The sequence below is a fragment of the Paenibacillus cellulosilyticus genome, assembly GCF_003182255.1.
Lineage (GTDB): Bacteria > Bacillota > Bacilli > Paenibacillales > Paenibacillaceae > Paenibacillus_T > Paenibacillus_T cellulosilyticus.
Window position 1 is genome coordinate 36330 of sequence record NZ_QGTQ01000022.1, and the last position, 19426, is coordinate 55755.

Genomic DNA, 19426 nt, shown 5'->3' on the forward strand with positions numbered 1-19426 from the left:
ATGAAGAAGATGAAAAAATCACTGCTTATTCCAGCAAGCTTAGCACTCGTATTGGTGGCTGCAGGCTGCGGCTCGTCAAATAAATCGGAGAGCACGTCGGCTGCGGTTTCAACTGACGCTGCAGCGTCCACTGGCAAAGTAACGAAGATCGTAGTCGGAACAGGCACGGGCTTCCCGCAAGTGTGCTTCTTGGATGAGAACGGCAAGCTGACGGGCTTCGACGTTGAGCTTGTACGCGAAGTTGATAAACGTCTGCCAGAGTACGAATTCGATCTGCAGACGATGGAATTCTCGAACCTGCTGCTCAGCCTCGAGACGAAGAAGATCGATTTTGTCGCACATGAGATGGAGAAAAACCCTGAGCGTGAGGAGAAGTATCTGTTCAACAGCGAGCCTTATGCACACTGGCGCAACAAAATCATCGTAGCGAAGGACAACAACGCGGTCAATTCGCTTGATGATCTAGTTGGCAAGAAGGTTCTAACTAGCGCAACGAGCGCAGAGGCGCAAATTCTTGAAAACTACAACAAAGACCATGACAAGAAGATCGATATCGTGTATTCGAGCGGAACAACGAACGATACGGTAGCCCAAATTACGTCCGGCCGCGTTGACGCGACGATCGGTGCAGACTTCACGCATAAGCTCATCGATCCGCAGAACAAGCTGAAGACGGTTGGCGATGGTTTGTCCGAGGCAGACATTCTGTTCGTCTTCCGCAAGGATGATCCAGATTCGAAGAAGCTGTCGGATGCGATTGACGGAGCACTGAAGGAAATTAAAGCGGACGGTACGCTTGGCAAGCTGAGTGAGCAGTGGCTCGGTGAGGACTTCACGTCGGATACGGCGAAGTAGACGCGCAGCAGAACGAATGTGAGGTGAGGGTGCAAGATGGAGTATGGCTTTGATTTCGCCTACGTGTTCAAATACGTACCTAAGCTGCTGAGCACCTTGGATCTGACGCTGCTGATTGTGGCGGGGGCCATTGCGACGGGGCTGATCATCGGCTTACTCGTGGCCCTCCCTCGATTGTACCATGTGCCGGTGCTTAAGCAGCTGTCGATGGTGTACGTATCGTTCTTCCGGGGAACGCCGGTACTGATTCAATTGTTCCTGTTCTACTACGGGTTGCCCGAGATATTAAAGCTGGTTTATATCGACGTCACGAGGGTGCCGGTGCTGTATTTCGTTATATTCACGCTGGGCCTGAACGCGGGGGCCTTCATCTCGGAAACGATTCGCGCGGCGGTCACCGCCGTCAATCGCGGACAGGTAGAGGCAGCCTACGCGGTCGGCATGACTGGCTACCAGGCGTTCACCCGCATTATTTTGCCGCAGGCGCTGGCGATTGCCGTGCCGGTATTCTCCAACCTCGTGATCGCGATGCTGAAGGAGACGTCGCTCGCCTTCACGCTTGGGGTCATGGAGATGACGGGCAAAGCGCAGTCGCTTGGGGCGTTGTCGCAGCATTTTCTCGAAACGTATATCTCGCTTGCCATTATCTATTTGATCATCAGCCTGTTGCTGGAACGTGTTCTGCTCTTGGCCGAGCGCCGGCTTCAGCGGCATATGCGCCGTGAGCAGGAGAAGAGGAGCTGGTTCGGTCTTCGCCGGGTTCCGCCTCTCAACCGCTTAACGCGTGAGCTGAATTTGGAGAAAAAGGAGGTGCCAAGTTATGAAGCTTGATCCTTCTTTTATCTGGACGGCGTTCGTTAAGCTGCTGTCGGCTATACCGGTCACGCTGGAGATTACTTTCGTATCCGTATTGTGCGGCCTCGTTATCGGATCGATTACGGCACTCGCGCGCATCTATCGCATTCCGGTGCTTGCGCAGCTGTCTTCGGGTTATGTCACGTTCATTCGCGGGACGCCGATGCTTACGCATTTGCTGCTCATTTATTTTAGTCTGCCGATGCTGGTTGACGGTCTATCTTCGCAGTTCGGGCTAGGCTGGAGCTCGGCTCGCATTCCGATGATCGCCTTCGCACTTGTGTCCTTCTCGATTACGGCGGGTGCCTATATGTCGGAGGTTGTTCGTTCGGGGTTGCTCGCTGTTGATCGCGGGCAGATGGAAGCGGCACTGTCTGTGGGGATGTCGACGCCGCAGGCGCTTCGCCGAATCGTGTTCCCGCAAGCGTTCGCAGCAAGCCTGCCGAACCTGTCCAACTCGCTGATCGGGATGCTGCATGGCTCGACGCTTGCTTTCACCGTATCGGTCGTTGATCTGAATGCCAAGGCGCAGATTGTCGCTTCAACGAACTGGAAGTTTTTCGAGGCTTATGTGGCGGCGGCGCTTATTTTCTGGGGATTGACGCTGCTCATCGAGCGGGCGACGAGCTTCATCGAACGCAAAATCAACGTGTACAACCGAGGAGGGGTAGCATGATCAAGCTGCGCGGTATTCGCAAATCATTTGGCCGGCAGGAGGTGCTTCAAGGCATTGACCTGACGGTGGAGAAGGGCGAGGTCGTCGCCATTCTCGGTCCAAGCGGCTCGGGCAAGACGACGCTGCTTCGCTGCATCAATTATCTCGAGAAGCCAAGTGACGGCACGATTCATATTAGCGATTTCACGCTCGACTGCAAGCATGCGGGCAAGAAGGAAGTTCATGCGCTGCGGCAGCGTTCCGCGATGGTGTTCCAGCAATATAATCTGTTCAACCATAAGACGGCGCTGGAGAACGTGATTGAAGGGCTTATCGTTGTCAAAAAGGTGAGCAAAGACGAGGCGCGTAAGCGCGGCATTCAACTGCTCGAGAAGGTTGGACTCGGCGCGAAGCTTGATGCTTATCCAAGCCAGCTGTCAGGTGGACAGCAGCAGCGTGTCGGCATTGCGCGTGCGCTTGCGCTCGAACCGGAAGTGATTTTGTTCGATGAGCCGACGTCCGCGCTCGACCCGGAGCTGGTAGGCGAGGTGCTCGCGGTCATTCGCCGCATTGCGAAGGAAGGCATCACGATGATTATCGTGACGCATGAGATGGCCTTCGCCCAAGATGTCGCTAACCATGTCGTGTTCATGGACGGCGGCGTCATTGTGGAGGAGGGCCCTCCAGCCGAGCTGTTCAGCAATCCGAAGGAAGAGCGGACGAAGCAGTTCCTGAAGCGGTACACGCCGGAGTTCAGCTATTCGATTTAACCTTGGGAGGGAATACGATGACGATTGCAATCAGTATATTGGATCAAAGCCCGGTCTACCCGGGAGAGACGTCCGAAGAAACTTTCGCCCATACGCTGGCACTGGTACAGAAGGCCGAGGAGCTTGGCTTCCGCCGCTTCTGGGTATCGGAGCATCATGATTCAGAATATGTAGCCGGTTCATCGCCGGAGGTACTTATCTCTTATTTGTTAGCCAAAACGAATCATATCCGTATCGGCTCTGGCGGCATTATGCTGCAGCACTACAGCCCGTACAAGGTGGCGGAAAACTTCCACGTCCTTGCTACGCTGGCGCCGGGACGCGTCGATCTTGGCGTTGGCCGGGCACCGGGCGGTCTGCCGCGAAGCACGCAGGCGCTGCAGAAGGGCGTGTCCGAGCCGCAGACGCTGACGGACAAAATCATTGAGCTGCAAGGCCATGTGGGCGGCGGGTTGAAGCTGGCTGAGGATCATCCGCTTGCTGGACTGAAGGCATCGCCGATTCCGGCGGTAGCGCCGGAACTGTACTTGCTCGGCGCATCGGATAGCAGTGCGGAGCTCGCCGCGAGCCTTGGTCTGCCTTATGTGTTCTCGATCTTCATCGGCGGCGACGAGCAGGCAGCGATTGCTTCGATCGTGAAATACCGCAATGCGTTCAATTACGAGCACGGCACACAGCCGCATGCGATTCTCGCGCTGTCGGCTATTGTGGCGGACACGGATCAAGAAGCAATCGACCTGATCCCGCCTAATAAGCTGGTAAAAGTGTACTTGGCCGATGGGCGCAAGGTGACGCTTGGCACTGTGGAGCAGGCGGAGAATTATGGCAAGCAATCGGGACAGCCTTACACGATTGAGGAGAAGGATGCGCAAGTTACTGCGGGATCTAAGGAAACTGTTCGCAGTAAGTTGATTGCCCTGCACGAGGCGGCAGGTGTAGAAGAGTTCATTATTACGACGAACATTGCGCCATTCGAGCAGCGGATTCGTTCCTATGAGCTGCTCAGTGAGGCATTCGCAGAAGTGAAGGCGTAGCATGAGGCGCTGCGACTGGGGGTGTAAGGATGAGTAACGAACAGGAGCTAGAGCTGGTAAGCGCAGCGTCGCTGGCGAGTAGTCTGAGCGATATTCGCAGGGAGCTGCATCGCTACCCAGAGCTGTCGAACGAGGAGTTCGAGACGACCGCTCGTATTCGGGGATGGCTTGAAGAAGCGGATATTCGCATCGCTCATTATTCGCTGCGTACCGGCATTGTTGCGGAAGTAGGCGGGCTGAATGGCGGTCCGATTATTGCGCTAAGAGCCGATATCGACGCATTGCCCATTCAGGAAGAGACGGGACTTCCGTTCGCTTCGACGATTCCTGGCGTGATGCATGCTTGCGGTCACGATTTCCACACGGCGGCCATCTTGGGCGCAGCGTATTTGCTGAAAGCGCGCGAGGCGGAGCTGCAGGGTACCGTTCGATTGCTGTTCCAGCCTGCTGAGGAGAAAGCGGTAGGTGCTCGCCGCGTAGTCGAGAGCGGCGCGCTGGAAGGAGTGAGCGCCGTCTTCGGCTTGCACAATAAGCCGGATCTGCCGGTCGGGACGATCGGCATTAAGGGCGGTCCAATCATGGCAGCTGCCGACGGCTTCGTCGTTGAGGTAGGGGGCAAAGGCTCGCATGCTGCTGTGCCCGAGGCAGGCAATGACCCAATCGTCACGGCCGCCCATATCGTGACGGCGCTGCAGTCGATCGTCAGCCGCAATGTGAGCGCGCTGGACAGCGCGGTTGTCAGCGTGACGAAGCTGCATAGCGGCACCGCATGGAACATTATCCCCGAGCGTGCGGTGCTGGACGGTACGATTCGCACGTTCGAGGAAGGCGTGCGCCGCCGCGTGCTGAAGCGGTTCGAGCAGGTCGTTGAAGGCGTCGCCGCGGCGTTCGAGACGAACGCATCTGTCCGCTGGATCGAAGGGCCGCCGCCGGTGCGCAATGATGAGGTATTGGCAGAGTTAGCTTGGAAGGAAGCAGAGGAACTGGGGTTAATTCCTGTTGTTCCGGTGCCTTCGCCTGCTGGCGAGGACTTCGCCGTGTATCAGCAGCATGTGCCGGGGCTGTTCGTGTTCCTCGGAACCGAAGGACCGCATGAATGGCATCATCCAGCATTCGATCTGGATGAGCGGGCGCTGCCGATTGCAGCTGACTTCTTCGCTGGTACGGCGGTTCGTGCGCTGAATCACTTCGCCGCTGAAGCTGCGAGCATTGCAGGTGCCGGGTCCGAAGAAGGAGCAGTACGAGGATGAGCGGTGCAGGGGCAGGGGCAGGGGATTAATCGTCTGACCTTCTGACTCGTTATCGCTTGTACGCTTCACGTTGGCATCGTCGATAAGCCATTCATATTTTGGAGGGGGAACTCTTATGAGCGAAGTGAACATTCAAGCGTATCTAGATACGCATTTGCAGCTGACCCAGGCAATTGCTGGGCTTAGCGAGGAAGAACTGAAATGGAAACAAACCGAAGCGAAGTGGAGCGTGACGGAAGTGCTCGCTCACCTCACCGATCATAATATCGTCGTATCGTTCCGCCTTCGCGACATTTTGGCCGATACACAGGCGCGGCTGCCAGCTTTTGATCAAGACCGTTGGGTGGCTGGACAGCATTCGAATGATGGCAATGTCGAAGACATTCTCGCTGTTTTCTGGTCGCTGGTTCAATACAATGGACTGCTGTTCGCGCGGCTGAGCGAGCAGGATTGGGATAAAGCTGGCGTTAATTTCAAAGGTGAGACGGTTCGCGTTCGCGATATCGTGCGCGGCTTCACGAATCATGTACAGCACCATTTGGCCCAAATCGAACGGATTCGTACGGCTTACCGTAATCGCGAGGCAGCAGCAGCTGCATCATCGGATGAGACGGAAGCTTCTGTAGGCTCTTCGTGCTCTGTTGCGCCGCCAGCTTCGGCGGGTTCTTCATGCTCCATTGCTCCAGCGTCTGCACAAGGAGGGAATGTGTAATGACTCAGCTCAAACAGTTGAAGCTGGGCGCTATGCTCCATGGCGTCGGCAGCAGCACGTCCTTGTGGCGGCATCCCGAGATTCAGTCGGATGCGAGCGTGAATTTCGAGCTGTACAAGTCATGGGTCGCGAAGGCGGAAGGCGGCAAATTCGATCTCGTCTTCATCGCCGATGGCTTGTACATTAACGAGAAGTCGATTCCGCACTTCCTGAATCGATTCGAGCCGCTGACGATTCTTAGTGCGCTCGCTGCGTCCAGCAAGCATATTGGACTGGTCGGCACATTGTCTACGTCCTATAGCGAGCCTTTCACGGTCGCTCGCCAGTTCGGCTCCCTCGACGTGATCAGCGGCGGACGCGCTGGCTGGAACATCGTCACCTCCCCGCTTGAAGGCTCCGCACTGAACTATGGCAAGAAAGAGCATCCGGACCATGCGAAGCGATACCGGATTGCGACGGAATATTTGGAGGTCACGCGTGGTCTGTGGGACTCTTGGGAAGACGACGCGTTCGTCCGCGACAAGGAGTCCGGCGTATTCTTCGATCCTGAGAAGCTGCATGAGCTGAATCATGAGGGTGAGTTCTTCTCGGTCAAAGGGCCGCTGAACATCGCTCGCTCGAAGCAGGGTCAGCCGGTAGTATTCCAAGCGGGCTCCTCTGAGGTAGGCAAGGACTATGCCGCGAAGCATGCGGACGCGATCTTCACGGGTCACGAGACGGTTGAGGACGCTGTCGCCTTCTACCAAGATGTGAAGCGACGCGCAGTTGGCTTCGGCCGCAACCCGGATAACGTACTCGTCTTCCCGGGCATCGGTCCGGTTATCGGCAGCACGGAGGAAGAGGCAGAGCGTAAATATCAAGAGGTTGTCGAGCTCGTCTCGCCTGCTAACGCGCTGCTCTATCTGGGTCGTTACTTCGAGCATCACGATTTCTCGCAGTATGACCTGGATGCGCCATTCCCTGACCTTGGTGATTTGGGGCGGAACAGCTTCCAGAGCACGACGGACCGTATCAAGGCGGTTGCGAAGGAGAAAGGACTGACGCTGCGTCAAGTCGCCTTGTCGGTTGCGACGCCTCGTCCGGCATTCCTTGGCACACCAGAGCAAGTAGCTGACAAAGTGCAGGAATGGTTCGAAGCAGGCGCCGCTGACGGATTCATGGTTGGCTCGTCCGTGCCGCACGGGCTGGAGGATTTCATCGAGCACGTCGTGCCGATCCTGCAAGCACGCGGCCTGTTCCGCACGGAGTATGAAAGCGACACGCTGCGCGGCAACTTAGGTCTGCCAATCCCTGCGAACCGGTATGTGAAGACGGAAGAGCGGGTGTGAGCTTGAGCTTGCGCGAGACGGTGGAGGTACTAAGGCAAGAAGAAGGTGAGGTGCTCCGCGGAATGCTTGGATACGCGGAGTCGCTGCACGAGGAGCTTGTCGAGATTCGACGTGACCTGCATCGTCACCCGGAGCTGCTATATGATACGGATCGGACGGCGGCAATCGTTGTGCATCTGTTGGAGGAGTGGGGGCTGCATGTCGTCTCTGGTGTCGGGCCGCATTTTGGCAAAGGTGTCGTAGGTATTCTGCGGGGCACGCTGCCTGGTGGCAGAACGACCGTATTGCGGGCGGACATGGATGCGCTGCCGATTGTCGAGCTGAATGACGTCGACTACCGTTCAGTCGTCGATGGAGTCATGCACGCCTGTGGGCATGATGCGCATACAGCAATGCTGCTCGGCGCTGCGAAGACGCTTGCTGCTCACCGAGATCACATTGCAGGAGAGTTTCGGTTTGTCTTACAGCCCGCTGAAGAAGGCGCGCTGCCTAGTCCGTTGGACGGGCGGCTGCTCTCGGGCGGGCGAGATATAATCGAAGCTGGCATTCTAGATGGGGTGGACCGCTGCTTCGCTCTGCACGTATGGCCGGAGCTCGCGGCTGGTACGATCGGCATCCATTCGCATTATGCGATGGCGGCCTCTTCCCATTTTCATGTGACGTTGAAGGGAAAGAACGGGCATCATAGCACGCCTCACCTCGCCGTCGACGCAATCCAAATGACCGCAGCTTACATTCAAGCGGTCAATGGACTGATGGCACACGGCGTGGATCCGACGGAATCGGCTGTACTCGCGTTCGGGACCGTTCAAGCCGGAACGGTTATTAATGCGATTGCGGAGCAGAGCGTGATTTCGGGTACGTTCCGTGCCTTCAGCAAAGAGACGGTTACCGCCATTACGGACGGACTGCATCGCCATGCGCAGGCAGTATCGCTGTCATACGGCGGCTCCTACGAGCTGGCGCTGCGCGAAGGCATTGCGGTTGTTAATGACGCAGACGCTGTGCAGGAGGTCATTCGCAGCGGCTCGGCAGTGCTTGGGCGTGGTAGCGTGCTGCAGTTGGAAAAGACGAGTCTCGCAGGCGAGGACTTCGGCTGGTACCTCGACCGAGTGCCGGGCGCGTTCGTTCTGCTGGGCTGCGGCAATGCCGAGCTGGGCATAACCGATGGGCTGCACCGCCCACGGTTCAATCTCGACGAATCCGTGCTTGCGCACGGGGTGAAGCTGCTTGTCCACCTCGCGGTGGAAGGCGGCAAAGGTTAGTAGGAAGCACCAACGAGAACGGCGTAATGCCGGGCCTCGTTGGTGTTTTTTTGTTGTGTGTGAAGGAGATCCTTCGTACGGGTAGCTGGTGTCTCTCACACGCTTATCTCATCTAGATAGAGGCGATAAATCGCCGCTAACAGAGAGGCGCCTGTCCGTCCGCCTGGATAGAGGCGATAAACCGCCGCTAAGAGTGAGGAGCGTGTCCGTCCGCCTGGATAGAGGCGATAAACCGCCCCTAAGAGAGAGGAGCTCGGCCTTCGTACGGGCAGCTGGTGTCTCTCACACGCTTATCTCATCTAGATAGAGGCGATAAATCGCCGCTAACAGGGAGGCGTCCGCTCATCCTCTCGGATAGAGGCGATAAATCGCCGCTAAGAGTGAGGAGCGTGTCCGTCCGCCTGGATAGAGGCGATAAACCGCCCCTAAGAGAGAGGAGCTCGGCCGTTCGCCCAGCTAGAGGCGATAAATCGCCCCTAACAGGGAGGCGTCTGTCCATCCGCCCGGATAGGGGCGAAAAAATGCCGCTAACAGGGGGGCGTCCGCTCATCCGCTCGGATAGAGGCGAAAAAACGCCTCAACAGAGCAAACCGATGGCGTGGGCTAGGATACATAATATGTACTCTAAGTAACTACGTTGGCCCGATGGCGAGGGTTAGGATACATATATGTGCTTTAAGTAGCTGCGGCGGCACGGTGGTGGGGGTTAGGATACATAAATGTACACTAAGTAGCTACGTTGGCCCGAGCGCGAGACTTAGGATACTTATTTGTACATTAATCCGCCACGGCAGCTCCTTTGCTCGCCTACCCCACGAGCATTGTTGAGTACCAGGCTGTCCCGTATAATCCCGACCGATAGATCATCACGAACCGTCTATAGAAGACATCGATAATGCATTGTGCGGACCAAATCGGGATGATAGAGTATTGCCAAGGTTAATTCCTACTAAACAGATAGGGGAATATAAAATTCACTCAGTCTATCTGAGTATATGACTAAATCTAATCAAAGAGGTGCGTAATCATGGCAAATCAAGCAAAGAAACGTTCACTGAAATTAGGCGCGATCATTCATGGCGTAGGTGGCGGCACATCGGGCTGGAGACATCCTGAGCTTCCGTCCGACGCGAGCGTGAACATCGGCTTCTACAAGCAGCAGGCGCAAAAGGCAGAGGAAGGCAAGTTCGATCTCGTGTTCATTGCAGACGGCTTATACATTACGGAGAAGTCGATTCCGCACTTCCTGAATCGGTTCGAGCCTATTACGATTTTGTCGGCGCTGGCGACAGTTACAGAACGGATCGGACTGGTCGGTACGTTGTCGACATCATACAGCGAGCCATTCACAGTATCGCGTCAGTTCGCTTCCATTGACCACATTAGCGGCGGCCGGGCAGGGTGGAACGTTGTTACTTCTCCACTGGAGGGCAGCGCACTCAACTTCGGCGGCAAAGATCATCCCGAGCATTCCAAGCGTTACCGAATTGCAGAGGAATACCTTGAGGTAGCGAAGGGGCTGTGGGATTCGTGGGAGGACGACGCATTTATTCGTGACAAAGAGAGCGGCGTGTTCTTTGACCCAGAGAAGCTGCACCGCCTGAACCATAAAGGAGAGTTCTTCTCCGTACAAGGACCGCTCAACATCGCGCGTTCGAAGCAAGGGCAGCCGGTCGTGTTCCAAGCAGGCTCGTCGGATAGCGGTCGCACGCTGGCGGCGAAGACGGCAGATGCCGTGTTCACGGGACATGAATCGCTGGAGGAAGCGCAGGCGTTCTACCGCGACGTGAAGGAGCGGGTAGCGAAGGAAGGCCGCAACCCGGACCATACGTTGATTTTCCCGGGCATCGGTCCGATCATCGGCAGCACGCAGGAGGAAGCGGAAGCGAAATACCAGCAGCTCACCAGCCTTGTGACGATCGAGAATGCGCTGGACTATCTGGGCCGCTTCTTCGAGCATCACGACTTCTCGCAATACGATCTGGATGCGGCATTCCCGGATGTAGGCGACCTCGGCTCGAACAGCTTCCGCAGTGGCACGGATCGGATCAAGCAGCGTGCGAAGGAGCACAATTTGACACTGCGCGAGGTAGCGCTGCAGGCTGCGACGCCTCGTAACGCGTTCATCGGCACGCCGGAGCATGTAGCGGATTTGGTGCAGCAGTGGTTTGAAGAGGAAGGTGCGGATGGCTTCATTATCGCATCGAGCTATCCAGGCAGCCTGGATGACTTCGTGAACCTGGTCGTTCCGATTCTGCAAGAGCGCGGCGTATACCGTACGGAGTACGAAGCCGATACGCTTCGCGGCAACCTGGGCATTCCAGTGCCGGAGAATCGCTACACAACGGCCCGCAAGCAGACGGGTGCAGCAGTGAACTAATTGATGAGAGGAAGAGCATTCCTATGAATAAAAGAAAACCACTAATCCTAACAGCCACAATGCTGCTTGTGCTTGCATTGGTGCTGGCGGCTTGCTCTTCTAGCAAGGGTAAAGAGCAGAATGCCGCCGATTCGGCGCAGCCTGCAGCAGCAACAGCAGATACGAAGACGGATGGCAGCGAGGGAGGCGCAGCTGTGCAAGGGGGAACGCTGTCCTACGCACTAGCGACCTCGCCTGATACGCTCGATCCCCATCGCAGCGGCTTGGCTGTTGCTGTGCGCGTCCTACGGACAATTTATGATTCACTTGTTGTTCAGCTGCCCGACAATTCGATCAAGCCGTGGCTTGCTACGTCATGGACAGTATCGGACGACGGCAAGAGCTATACGTTCAAGCTTCGCCAAGATGTGAAGTTCCAGGACGGAACTCCATTCAACGCCGAGGCGGTGAAATACAGCTACGACCGTATTCTTGATCCTGCGACCAAAGCAGCGAACGCCGTAGCGCTGCTTGCACCTTATGAGTCCTCCGAAATTATCGATGACTATACGATTAAGCTGAATCTATCGACCCCGTCTCGAGCATTCCTCGGCAACTTAAGTCAAGCGCTGCTCGGCATCGTGTCGCCAACGGCTGCGAAGAAGGATGGCGACCAGTTCGGTCTGAATCCGGTTGGCACTGGACCGTTCAAGTTCGTGAAGTGGGAGCAAAATGCGGAGATTCAAGTCGAGCGTAACCCCGACTATAACTGGGCACCTGAGACGGTTGAGAACAAAGGCGCTCCGTATCTCGATGGCATTACGTTCAAGATCATTCCAGAGGAAGCAACGCGTATCGGCAGCGTGCAGAGTGGGCAAGTGCTCGCAGCAGAGACGGTACCGCCGCAAAATATCGTCGCCCTCAAGGACGACAAGAAGACGCAGCTCCTTCAGGCTAATACAGTTGGTCTGCCTTATACGCTGTTCTTCAACGAAGAGCGTCCGCCATGGAATGAAGCGAAGGCTCGGCAGGCGGTGCAGCTGGCCATTGACGTAGACAGTATCGTGAAGACGCTCTACCTGGGTACTTACGACCGCGCTTGGTCGCCGCTTACACCAGGAACGTTTGGCTATGATCCTTCACTGGAGAACAGTGTGAAGCCGGATCTTACGAAGGCGAATGCACTGCTTGATGAGCTCGGGTGGGTGAAAGGTGCAGACGGTATTCGGGAGAAGGACGGCAAGAAGCTGACCATTCATTACGTGGATGGCACGCCGAATCGGGAGAAGCGCAACGATATCGCCGTCATCATCCAACAGCAGTTGAAGGCGATCGGCATCTCCGTAGAGGTGGAAATTACGAAGGATGTTCGTACCGTCGTATTCACGAACGGTGCGTATGACCTGTACGGCAACAGCCAAGTGAACTCCGATCCAAACGCGTTGTATTCGTTCTATCATACAGCGAAGCCGAACGGCACTCCGACGCTGCCGCGTCTGTCCGACCCGGATGTCGATAAGCTGCTGGAGCAGGGACTTGTAGAGACGGACGATACGAAGCGTGCCGAAATCTACAAGCAAATCCAACACTACATTATTGATCAGGCGGTTGTCCTGCCAATCTACGTATTCCCTTACACGGTTGCGGCAGATCGCTCGGTGCAAGGCATCGTCTTCGATACGCTCGGCTATCCGATCTTCAACTCGGCTTCAATTAAGAAATAGAAGGGAGCTAACCATAGGATGGCAGGTGTTCTTGCTAGACGGCTGTTCTCTTCGCTGCTCGTCATCATCGGCTCTCTCATTCTGGTGTTTGCCATCCTGTACGTCCTGCCAGGCGATCCGACGGATACGATCATCGATCCGTCGGTTGCTACGCCGGAGGTGGTGGCGAACCTGCGGCATCAGCTTGGTGTCGATCAGCCGTTCTATATCCAATTCGCTCGCTATTTCGGCGATATGATACGAGGCGATTTTGGACAGTCGCTGATGAATTCGGAACCGGTGCTTGGCAAAATACTCGATCACTTCCCAGCCACGCTGGCACTGACGGCGGCAAGCTCGTTTGTTGCGGTCAGCATCGGCCTTGTGCTCGGCGTCCTGTCGGCTGTTCACCGCAATCGCCCGATTGATCTGATTGCCCGTATTGTCGGTTTGTTCGGCATCTCGATGCCGACCTTCTGGTCGGGCATTTTGCTCATTGTACTGCTCAGCTTGAAGCTGGGCTGGTTCCCGGCAATGGGGTCTGACGGCTGGAAGACGCTCGTACTGCCGGCGATTACGCTCGGCACTGTTGGAGCGGGTTTCATCGTTCGGATGGTGAGAAGCAGCATGCTTGATATTATCGACGAGCATTTTATTCTGACGCTGCGCTCCAAGGGGTTGTCGGAACGGGCAGTCATGTATAAGCATGCGCTTCGTAACGCGCTTATACCTGCCATAACGATGATCGGCATGCTGATCGGCGAGATGCTGGCGGGCACGGTCGTAATCGAGACGGTGTTCTCACGGCAGGGGATTGGACGCATCATATCGGATGCTTTGATGGCGAAGGATCTTCCGGTCGTTCAAGGGGTTATTTTCTTCTCTGCTTTTGTTTATGTGATCGTAAATACGCTTGTCGACCTGTCCTATACGTTCATTGATCCGAGGGTACGTCGTTCGGCATAAGTAGAAAGGAGTTGAGGAAAGCATGCGGGAAGCTGTAACGGCCAGCACAGTCTGGCGAAGAGGTGGGAGAGCGCGGTTTGCAACGCTCAGGCTGCGCCGTCTCGCAGCAGCCGATTCGTTCTTGATCGGCGCTGGTATTATGATTGCATTCATTATTGCCTGTGCGGCTGTGCCATCGCTGATCGCACCTTATTCACCAACCGCGATGCTGACGGACAGCATTATGCAGGCGCCGAGCCGTGCGCATCTATTCGGCACGGATTATTTTGGCCGGGATATATTCAGCGTTGTCGTCTACGGCAGTCGCGACTCGCTCTTTATCGGCTTCGCTTCCGTTCTTGTCGGAGGATTGGCAGGCGGTGCTGTCGGGGCGCTCGCTGGCTATGCGGGTGGATGGGTCGACAGCGTGCTCATGCGATGCAACGATATTCTAATGACGATTCCTGGGATATTGCTTGCGCTTGCTATCGCAAGTGCGCTTGGCAAAGGGCTGTTTAATATTGTGCTGGCGGTAGCTGTCTCTTCCATTCCGGGCTATGCGCGCATTATGCGTGCCCAGATCATTAGCATCAAAGGACGGACCTTCATTGCGGCGTCCCGATCGGTCGGCGCGAAGCCCCTTCATATTTTTTGGAAGCATGTGCTGCCGAATGCACTGTCGCCCCTGCTCGTCATGGCAACCATCGGTGTAGGGACTGCAATATTGACGGGCTCAGGCCTTAGCTTCCTGGGACTTGGCGTTCTGCGCGAAATTCCGGACTGGGGTACGCTGCTGTCTCAAGGGCGCGGCTACCTGACCGTGGCATGGTGGATTTGTACGTTTCCTGGTGTAGCCATTACGTTGTTCGTGTTAGCCGTCAATATCGTTGGCGACCGGCTGCGGGATAATTTGGATCCGAAGAAAAATACAAAAGGTTAGGGGGAGGCGATCGTGGGAGCGCTGCTAGATATCCGCAAACTGTCCGTCGATTTTCAGACTAAGCATGGTCTGTTGACGGCAATATCCGAGGTCTCCTTCTCCATCCAGCCTGGCGAAACCGTCTGTCTGGTCGGCGAATCGGGCAGTGGGAAGACGGTTACCTCCAAAGCAATCATGCGGCTGATCGAGCACGAGAGCGGCAGGATCACCGAGGGCAGCGTGCTGCTGTCGGGTCAGGATGTGGCTAAGCTGCCAGAGGCGGAGCTTCGACGCATTCGGGGCAAACGCGTCGCCATGGTGTTTCAGGAGCCGATGGCAGCGTTCGATCCGGTATTCACGATTGGTCAGCAGATCGCAGAGACGATTCTGCGCCATGAACGGGCTAGCAAGCGTGAGGCTTGGGAGCGGGGGGTACAGCTGCTGAAGCGGGTTGGCATCCCTGAGCCTGAGCTTCGAATGAAGCAATATCCTGGTGAGTTGTCGGGCGGCATGCTGCAGCGGGCGATGATCGCGATGGCTCTCTCCTGCGGCCCGGAGCTTCTTATTGCAGATGAGCCAACAACAGCGCTGGATGTGACGATTCAGGCGCAAATTTTGCAGCTGCTGCAGGAGCTGAAGCATGAGCTGGGCATGTCGATTCTGCTCATCACACATGATCTTGGCATCGCAGCCGAAATCGCTGATCGTGTCATCGTCATGTATGCGGGCCAGATCGTTGAGGAAGGGGCGACGGCAGAGCTGTTCGCACAGCCTTTGCATCCTTATACAAGAGGACTGCTGCAATCTGCTGCACCGCTGGACAGCGTCCGAGGCTCTAGATTGCATGCGATCCAAGGTGCGATCCCGTCGCTTGCTGCGCTGCCGAGCGGCTGCCTATTTCATCCGCGCTGCGAATATGCGACGGATCGCTGCCGGACAGAGGCGCCGCCGCTAATCGGGCAGGCAGGCAGAGAGGCAGCCTGCTGGCATATCGACACGATTACATCTGCTGTGGCCCGCTCAGAAGGCGTGAGGCCAGAGGATCAGAGAAGCGGCCTGCAGGAGAGCTTTATTGTGACGAGAGAAGCATCGTCGTCCGTGATCGCTACGCTCAGCAGCGTGTTTCATTCGACAGATGAGCTGCATGGCGGGCAATCCTCATCACCTTCGACGTCTGATGATTTGTTCGAGGTTGTAAATCTACATAAATACTACCCGCTCAAACGAAAGAGTCTCACAGCACCACGTTCGTATGTGCGGGCGGTCGATGATGTGTCGTTCTCGATTCGTCGGAACGAGACGTTCGGCTTAGTAGGCGAGTCGGGCAGCGGCAAGTCGACGCTTGGCCGCGTGCTGCTGCAGCTGGAGCAGGCGACATCGGGCCAGATCCATTTTCAAGGAACGGATCTAACCTCGCTGACCGCGGCACAGCTAAGACCACTGCGGCGGGAGATGCAGGTCATCTTCCAAGATCCATACGGCTCGCTTAGCCCTAGGTGGACAGTGGGAGACAGCATCGCGGAGCCGCTCAAGGTTCACGGCGTGCTGACAGCCCGTGAATGTCGTGAGCGAGCGGAGGAGCTGCTGCAGCTAGTTGGGTTGGATGCTTCCAGTGCGAACAAATATCCGCACGAGTTCTCCGGCGGACAGCGGCAGCGGATTGGCATCGCCCGAGCAATTGCGCTTAATCCGAGCTTTATTCTTGCGGATGAGGCTGTATCCGCGCTTGATGTATCCGTGCAGGCGCAAATCGTCAACCTGCTGCAGGATCTTCAGCAGAAGCTTGGCTTGACGTACCTATTCATCGCGCATGGCCTTCAGATTGTGCGTCATATCTCAGACCGGATTGGCGTTATGTATCTTGGCAAGCTGGTTGAAATTGCACCCAGCGAGGAGCTGTTCCTCCGGCCAGCGCATCCGTACACTCGATTGCTCATTGACTCCATTCCGCAGCCGATACCAGGAAAACGTCGGGATACGCCGCTTCTGCAAGGCGAAATTCCATCGCCATCCAATCCGCCGAGCGGATGCAGATTCCACACCCGTTGTCCGTTTGCGACCGCACGCTGTAAGGAGGAGCAGCCAGCGCTTCGTCCACTGGATGATGACCGTTATGTCGCCTGCCATTATTCGCTTGTATGAGACGTGTACCTATCATACCAACGGAAACACCCGCTTCTTATCCGGCGTTCTGGCCGGTTCTTGCCGCGATTTTCCTCGGCTCCTTCGCAGGCATGTATCACGTCGTCTCTCTAAATGTATCGCTCCCAGGCTTTATCGATATCTTCGATACGGAGCTTCGAATTGTACAGTGGATGCTGACGGGCTTCACGCTCGCCAGCGGCATCATCGTGCCAGTCAGCGGCTTCGCCATGGATCGATTCGGCTGCAAACGACTGTTTTTGCTCGCGATCGGTGGTGTAACCGTCAGCTCCATACTGTGCGCCTTGGCTTGGAATGTTCAGACGCTAATCGCGTTTCGGATTATACAAGGGTTATTCTGCGGGCTAATTCAGCCTGTCTCGCTCGCGCTCATTTACCGCAGCATTAAACCCGAGCGGCAGGCATTTGCGCTTAGTGTTTGGTCATTCTCGACCGTGTTAGGCACAACAATCGGCCCGACGCTCAGTGGTTTTCTGCAAAGTGTGGATTGGCATCTGATCTTTCTTGTTACTGCGCCGGTTGGTGTTGTCGCTTGGGCAGCGGGCTATGCTGTACTGCCTCAGGACCGAGGCAATGCGCAAGCCAAGCTCGATTGGTTAGGCCTGCTGCTTGCAACAGTCGGAAGCTTGCTGCTGCTCCTGCTGTTCGGCAACATGAGCCACTGGGGTTGGCACAGTCCGCTTACGTGGAGCCTGCTGGTTGCAGGAACGGCCTGCTTCGCGCTCTTTATTGTGCAGGCGCTGCAAAGCGAGCATCCGCTGCTTCAGCTTGGCCTGCTGCGCAACGCGAGATTTGCGCTTAGTCTAACGGCCTCGCTCATCATGTCGTTCGCGCTTTATTCCGTCGTTTATTTTCTACCGCTGTTTCTAGTCGAGATGAAGGGATTGACGCCATTTCAGACCGGCTTGATCTTCCTGCCAGCAGCGGGCTGCCTTACGGCGGCTACGTTTGCCTCGGGACGGTGGTATAGCAGGCTGGGGCCCGTGAAGCTGATGATTGCGGGCGGCAGTATTTTGTTCATTACAACCTATTATTTCAGTGGTATTCATGCGGGGACGAGTCTTACAGCCATTGTTGTCTGGCTGGCGATCCGCAATATGGGCACGGGTCTTGCGATGACGCCGGCGACGAATGCAAGCATGTCATCGGTTCCTCAGGAATCGCTTGGTCACGCTTCAGCGATGTTGAATTGGCTGCGGCAGGTATTTAATGCGATGGCGCTCGGCATCTGCACCTCGTTGTTTTATTCGCGTCTGGCTGTTCATCAGGCGGAGCAGCCTTATAAGGAAGCGTATGTGCACAGCATGCATGACGTCTTCCTGTTATCCAGCTTTATTGTGGCGTGTGCGATTCCGGTCTCGATGCTGCTGGGCAGAAGACAGACTGCGGCCTCATTCCGTACGTCGAAAGGAAGTGAAAGCTTGTGAAATTCATATGGTTCTCGCTCGTGATGAATTTGAGGAATCCGGTGACGGGCGAGCAGTTCGGGACGACTGAGAAATTCGAGAATATCATTAAACAGGCGCAGCTGGCAGAAGAGCTTGGTTTCGATGGCTATGGGATCGGCGAGCGTCATGGCGACCCATTCCTGTCGTCCTCGCCGCCCGTATTGCTCACAGCTATTGCCGCAAGAACATCGCGCATCCGGCTGCTGACGGCTGTAACGGTGCTAAGCGTGCTTGATCCGATTCGAGTCGCGGAGGATTATGCAACGCTTGATCACCTCAGCGGCGGACGGCTGGAGCTGATTATCGGCAAAGGCAATGATCCACGGCACTATCCGCTGTTCGGCATTACCGAAGAGGAGCAGTGGGATTCCATGGAGGAGCGGTATGAGCTGCTGCGAAGGTTGTGGCGGGAGGAAAATGTATCGTGGCAGGGCCGATACCGGCCGCCGCTTGATGGGGTGACGACACAGCCGCGGCCGCTGCAGCAGCCGATTCCAATCTGGCACGGCAGTGCCTCTAGCACGCGGTCGACGGAGCTTGCGGCTCGCTATGGCGAGCCGATCTTCTCCTCGAACAGCTTCCACCCGCAGGCGAAGTATAAAGAGCTGATCGAGCATTATCGCGAGCGGCTTGCCTACTATGGCCATGATCCGAGCAAGGCTGTCGTCGGCGCAGGTGCAGGCAGCTTGTACATCGCCAATACGACGGAAGAAGCGATTGGGCGGTACCGCCCATACTACGATGCGCATCAAGCGACGGCTGCCGCGCAGCATAACAAGTCGCCTTTTACCTCATTGGAGGATGTGATTGAGCGGGGGCCTAGCCTGGTCGGAAGCGCGGAACAAATCATTGAGAAAATATTGAACTACCAGCAAGCGTTCGGCCACCAAGTGCTGTCACTAAGCGTCGACGGTCTGACCGAGGCCGAGCAGCGGGAGCAGATGCAGCGTTTCGCTGAAGACATTGCCCCCGTGCTTCGGCGCGAGGTGCCGAGCACGGTGTGGCGTGATACGAAGACGCGGCTGTCCGTGGAGACGGTGTGATAATGAGGGTGCAGGCTGGTAGTTTATTCACCGAACCATTACATGAGGAGCTGTGGAGCTGCTTGGCGCGTTCGTTGCTGGCTGAGATTGCAAACTTACGGGTTAAATTGACTGCGGCGGCA

The 19426-nt window shown here is 56.2% G+C and carries 16 protein-coding genes; all 16 read left to right on the forward strand.

Going from position 1 to position 19426, the window contains the following annotated elements; translation table 11 throughout:
• Positions 1 to 9 precede the first annotated feature (9 nt).
• The 16 genes from DFQ01_RS21795 (at position 10) to DFQ01_RS21870 (ending at position 19304) form a co-directional block, all read left to right on the forward strand.
• Positions 10 to 855 (forward strand): transporter substrate-binding domain-containing protein, encoded by an 846-nt coding sequence (locus tag DFQ01_RS21795; protein WP_110046082.1) that lies wholly within the window; start codon positions 10 to 12, stop codon positions 853 to 855.
• A 36-nt stretch (positions 856 to 891) separates the two neighbouring features.
• Complete coding sequence (locus DFQ01_RS21800; protein WP_110046036.1) at positions 892 to 1686, forward strand: amino acid ABC transporter permease; 795 nt, start codon at positions 892 to 894, stop codon at positions 1684 to 1686.
• Positions 1676 to 2386: an amino acid ABC transporter permease gene (locus DFQ01_RS21805; protein ID WP_110046037.1), complete on the forward strand. Its 711-nt coding sequence runs from the start codon at positions 1676 to 1678 to the stop codon at positions 2384 to 2386. The genes DFQ01_RS21800 and DFQ01_RS21805 overlap by 11 nt, the downstream gene beginning before the upstream one ends.
• Entirely contained in the window at positions 2383 to 3135 is a 753-nt protein-coding gene (locus DFQ01_RS21810; protein ID WP_110046038.1) for an amino acid ABC transporter ATP-binding protein, read from the forward strand. Before DFQ01_RS21805 ends, DFQ01_RS21810 begins: the two co-directional genes overlap by 4 nt.
• Positions 3136 to 3152: 17 nt before the next feature.
• Entirely contained in the window at positions 3153 to 4169 is a 1017-nt protein-coding gene (locus tag DFQ01_RS21815) for an LLM class flavin-dependent oxidoreductase (RefSeq protein ID WP_110046039.1), read from the forward strand.
• 29 nt (positions 4170 to 4198) lie between these two features.
• Positions 4199 to 5419: an amidohydrolase gene (locus DFQ01_RS21820; RefSeq protein WP_110046040.1), complete on the forward strand. Its 1221-nt coding sequence runs from the start codon at positions 4199 to 4201 to the stop codon at positions 5417 to 5419.
• Between the two features lie 115 nt (positions 5420 to 5534).
• The gene (locus tag DFQ01_RS21825; RefSeq protein ID WP_110046041.1) at positions 5535 to 6131 is read left to right on the forward strand and encodes a DinB family protein; all 597 of its coding nucleotides are present in this window, start codon (positions 5535 to 5537) and stop codon (positions 6129 to 6131) included.
• Positions 6131 to 7459 (forward strand): LLM class flavin-dependent oxidoreductase, encoded by a 1329-nt coding sequence (locus DFQ01_RS21830; protein ID WP_110046042.1) that lies wholly within the window; start codon positions 6131 to 6133, stop codon positions 7457 to 7459. Before DFQ01_RS21825 ends, DFQ01_RS21830 begins: the two co-directional genes overlap by 1 nt.
• On the forward strand, positions 7456 to 8724 hold the full coding sequence (locus DFQ01_RS21835; RefSeq protein WP_245946822.1) for a M20 metallopeptidase family protein: 1269 nt from the start codon (positions 7456 to 7458) through the stop codon (positions 8722 to 8724). Before DFQ01_RS21830 ends, DFQ01_RS21835 begins: the two co-directional genes overlap by 4 nt.
• Positions 8725 to 9751: 1027 nt before the next feature.
• The gene (locus DFQ01_RS21840) at positions 9752 to 11104 is read left to right on the forward strand and encodes an LLM class flavin-dependent oxidoreductase (RefSeq protein WP_110046043.1); all 1353 of its coding nucleotides are present in this window, start codon (positions 9752 to 9754) and stop codon (positions 11102 to 11104) included.
• Between the two features lie 23 nt (positions 11105 to 11127).
• Positions 11128 to 12807, forward strand: coding sequence for an ABC transporter substrate-binding protein (locus DFQ01_RS21845; RefSeq protein WP_174812835.1), 1680 nt, complete (start codon positions 11128 to 11130; stop codon positions 12805 to 12807).
• Positions 12808 to 12825: 18 nt separating this feature from the next.
• On the forward strand, positions 12826 to 13752 hold the full coding sequence (locus DFQ01_RS21850) for an ABC transporter permease (protein WP_110046044.1): 927 nt from the start codon (positions 12826 to 12828) through the stop codon (positions 13750 to 13752).
• Between the two features lie 22 nt (positions 13753 to 13774).
• Positions 13775 to 14671 carry an ABC transporter permease gene (locus DFQ01_RS21855; protein ID WP_110046045.1) on the forward strand — a complete coding sequence of 299 codons (897 nt, stop codon included), beginning with the start codon at positions 13775 to 13777 and terminating at the stop codon, positions 14669 to 14671.
• A gap of 12 nt (positions 14672 to 14683) precedes the next feature.
• Positions 14684 to 16792, forward strand: a complete 2109-nt coding sequence (locus DFQ01_RS21860; RefSeq protein WP_174812834.1) for an ABC transporter ATP-binding protein — start codon at positions 14684 to 14686, stop codon at positions 16790 to 16792.
• Positions 16789 to 18240 carry a DHA2 family efflux MFS transporter permease subunit gene (locus tag DFQ01_RS21865; RefSeq protein ID WP_110046047.1) on the forward strand — a complete coding sequence of 484 codons (1452 nt, stop codon included), beginning with the start codon at positions 16789 to 16791 and terminating at the stop codon, positions 18238 to 18240. The genes DFQ01_RS21860 and DFQ01_RS21865 overlap by 4 nt, the downstream gene beginning before the upstream one ends.
• Entirely contained in the window at positions 18237 to 19304 is a 1068-nt protein-coding gene (locus DFQ01_RS21870) for an LLM class flavin-dependent oxidoreductase (protein ID WP_110046048.1), read from the forward strand. The genes DFQ01_RS21865 and DFQ01_RS21870 overlap by 4 nt, the downstream gene beginning before the upstream one ends.
• Positions 19305 to 19426 lie beyond the last annotated feature (122 nt).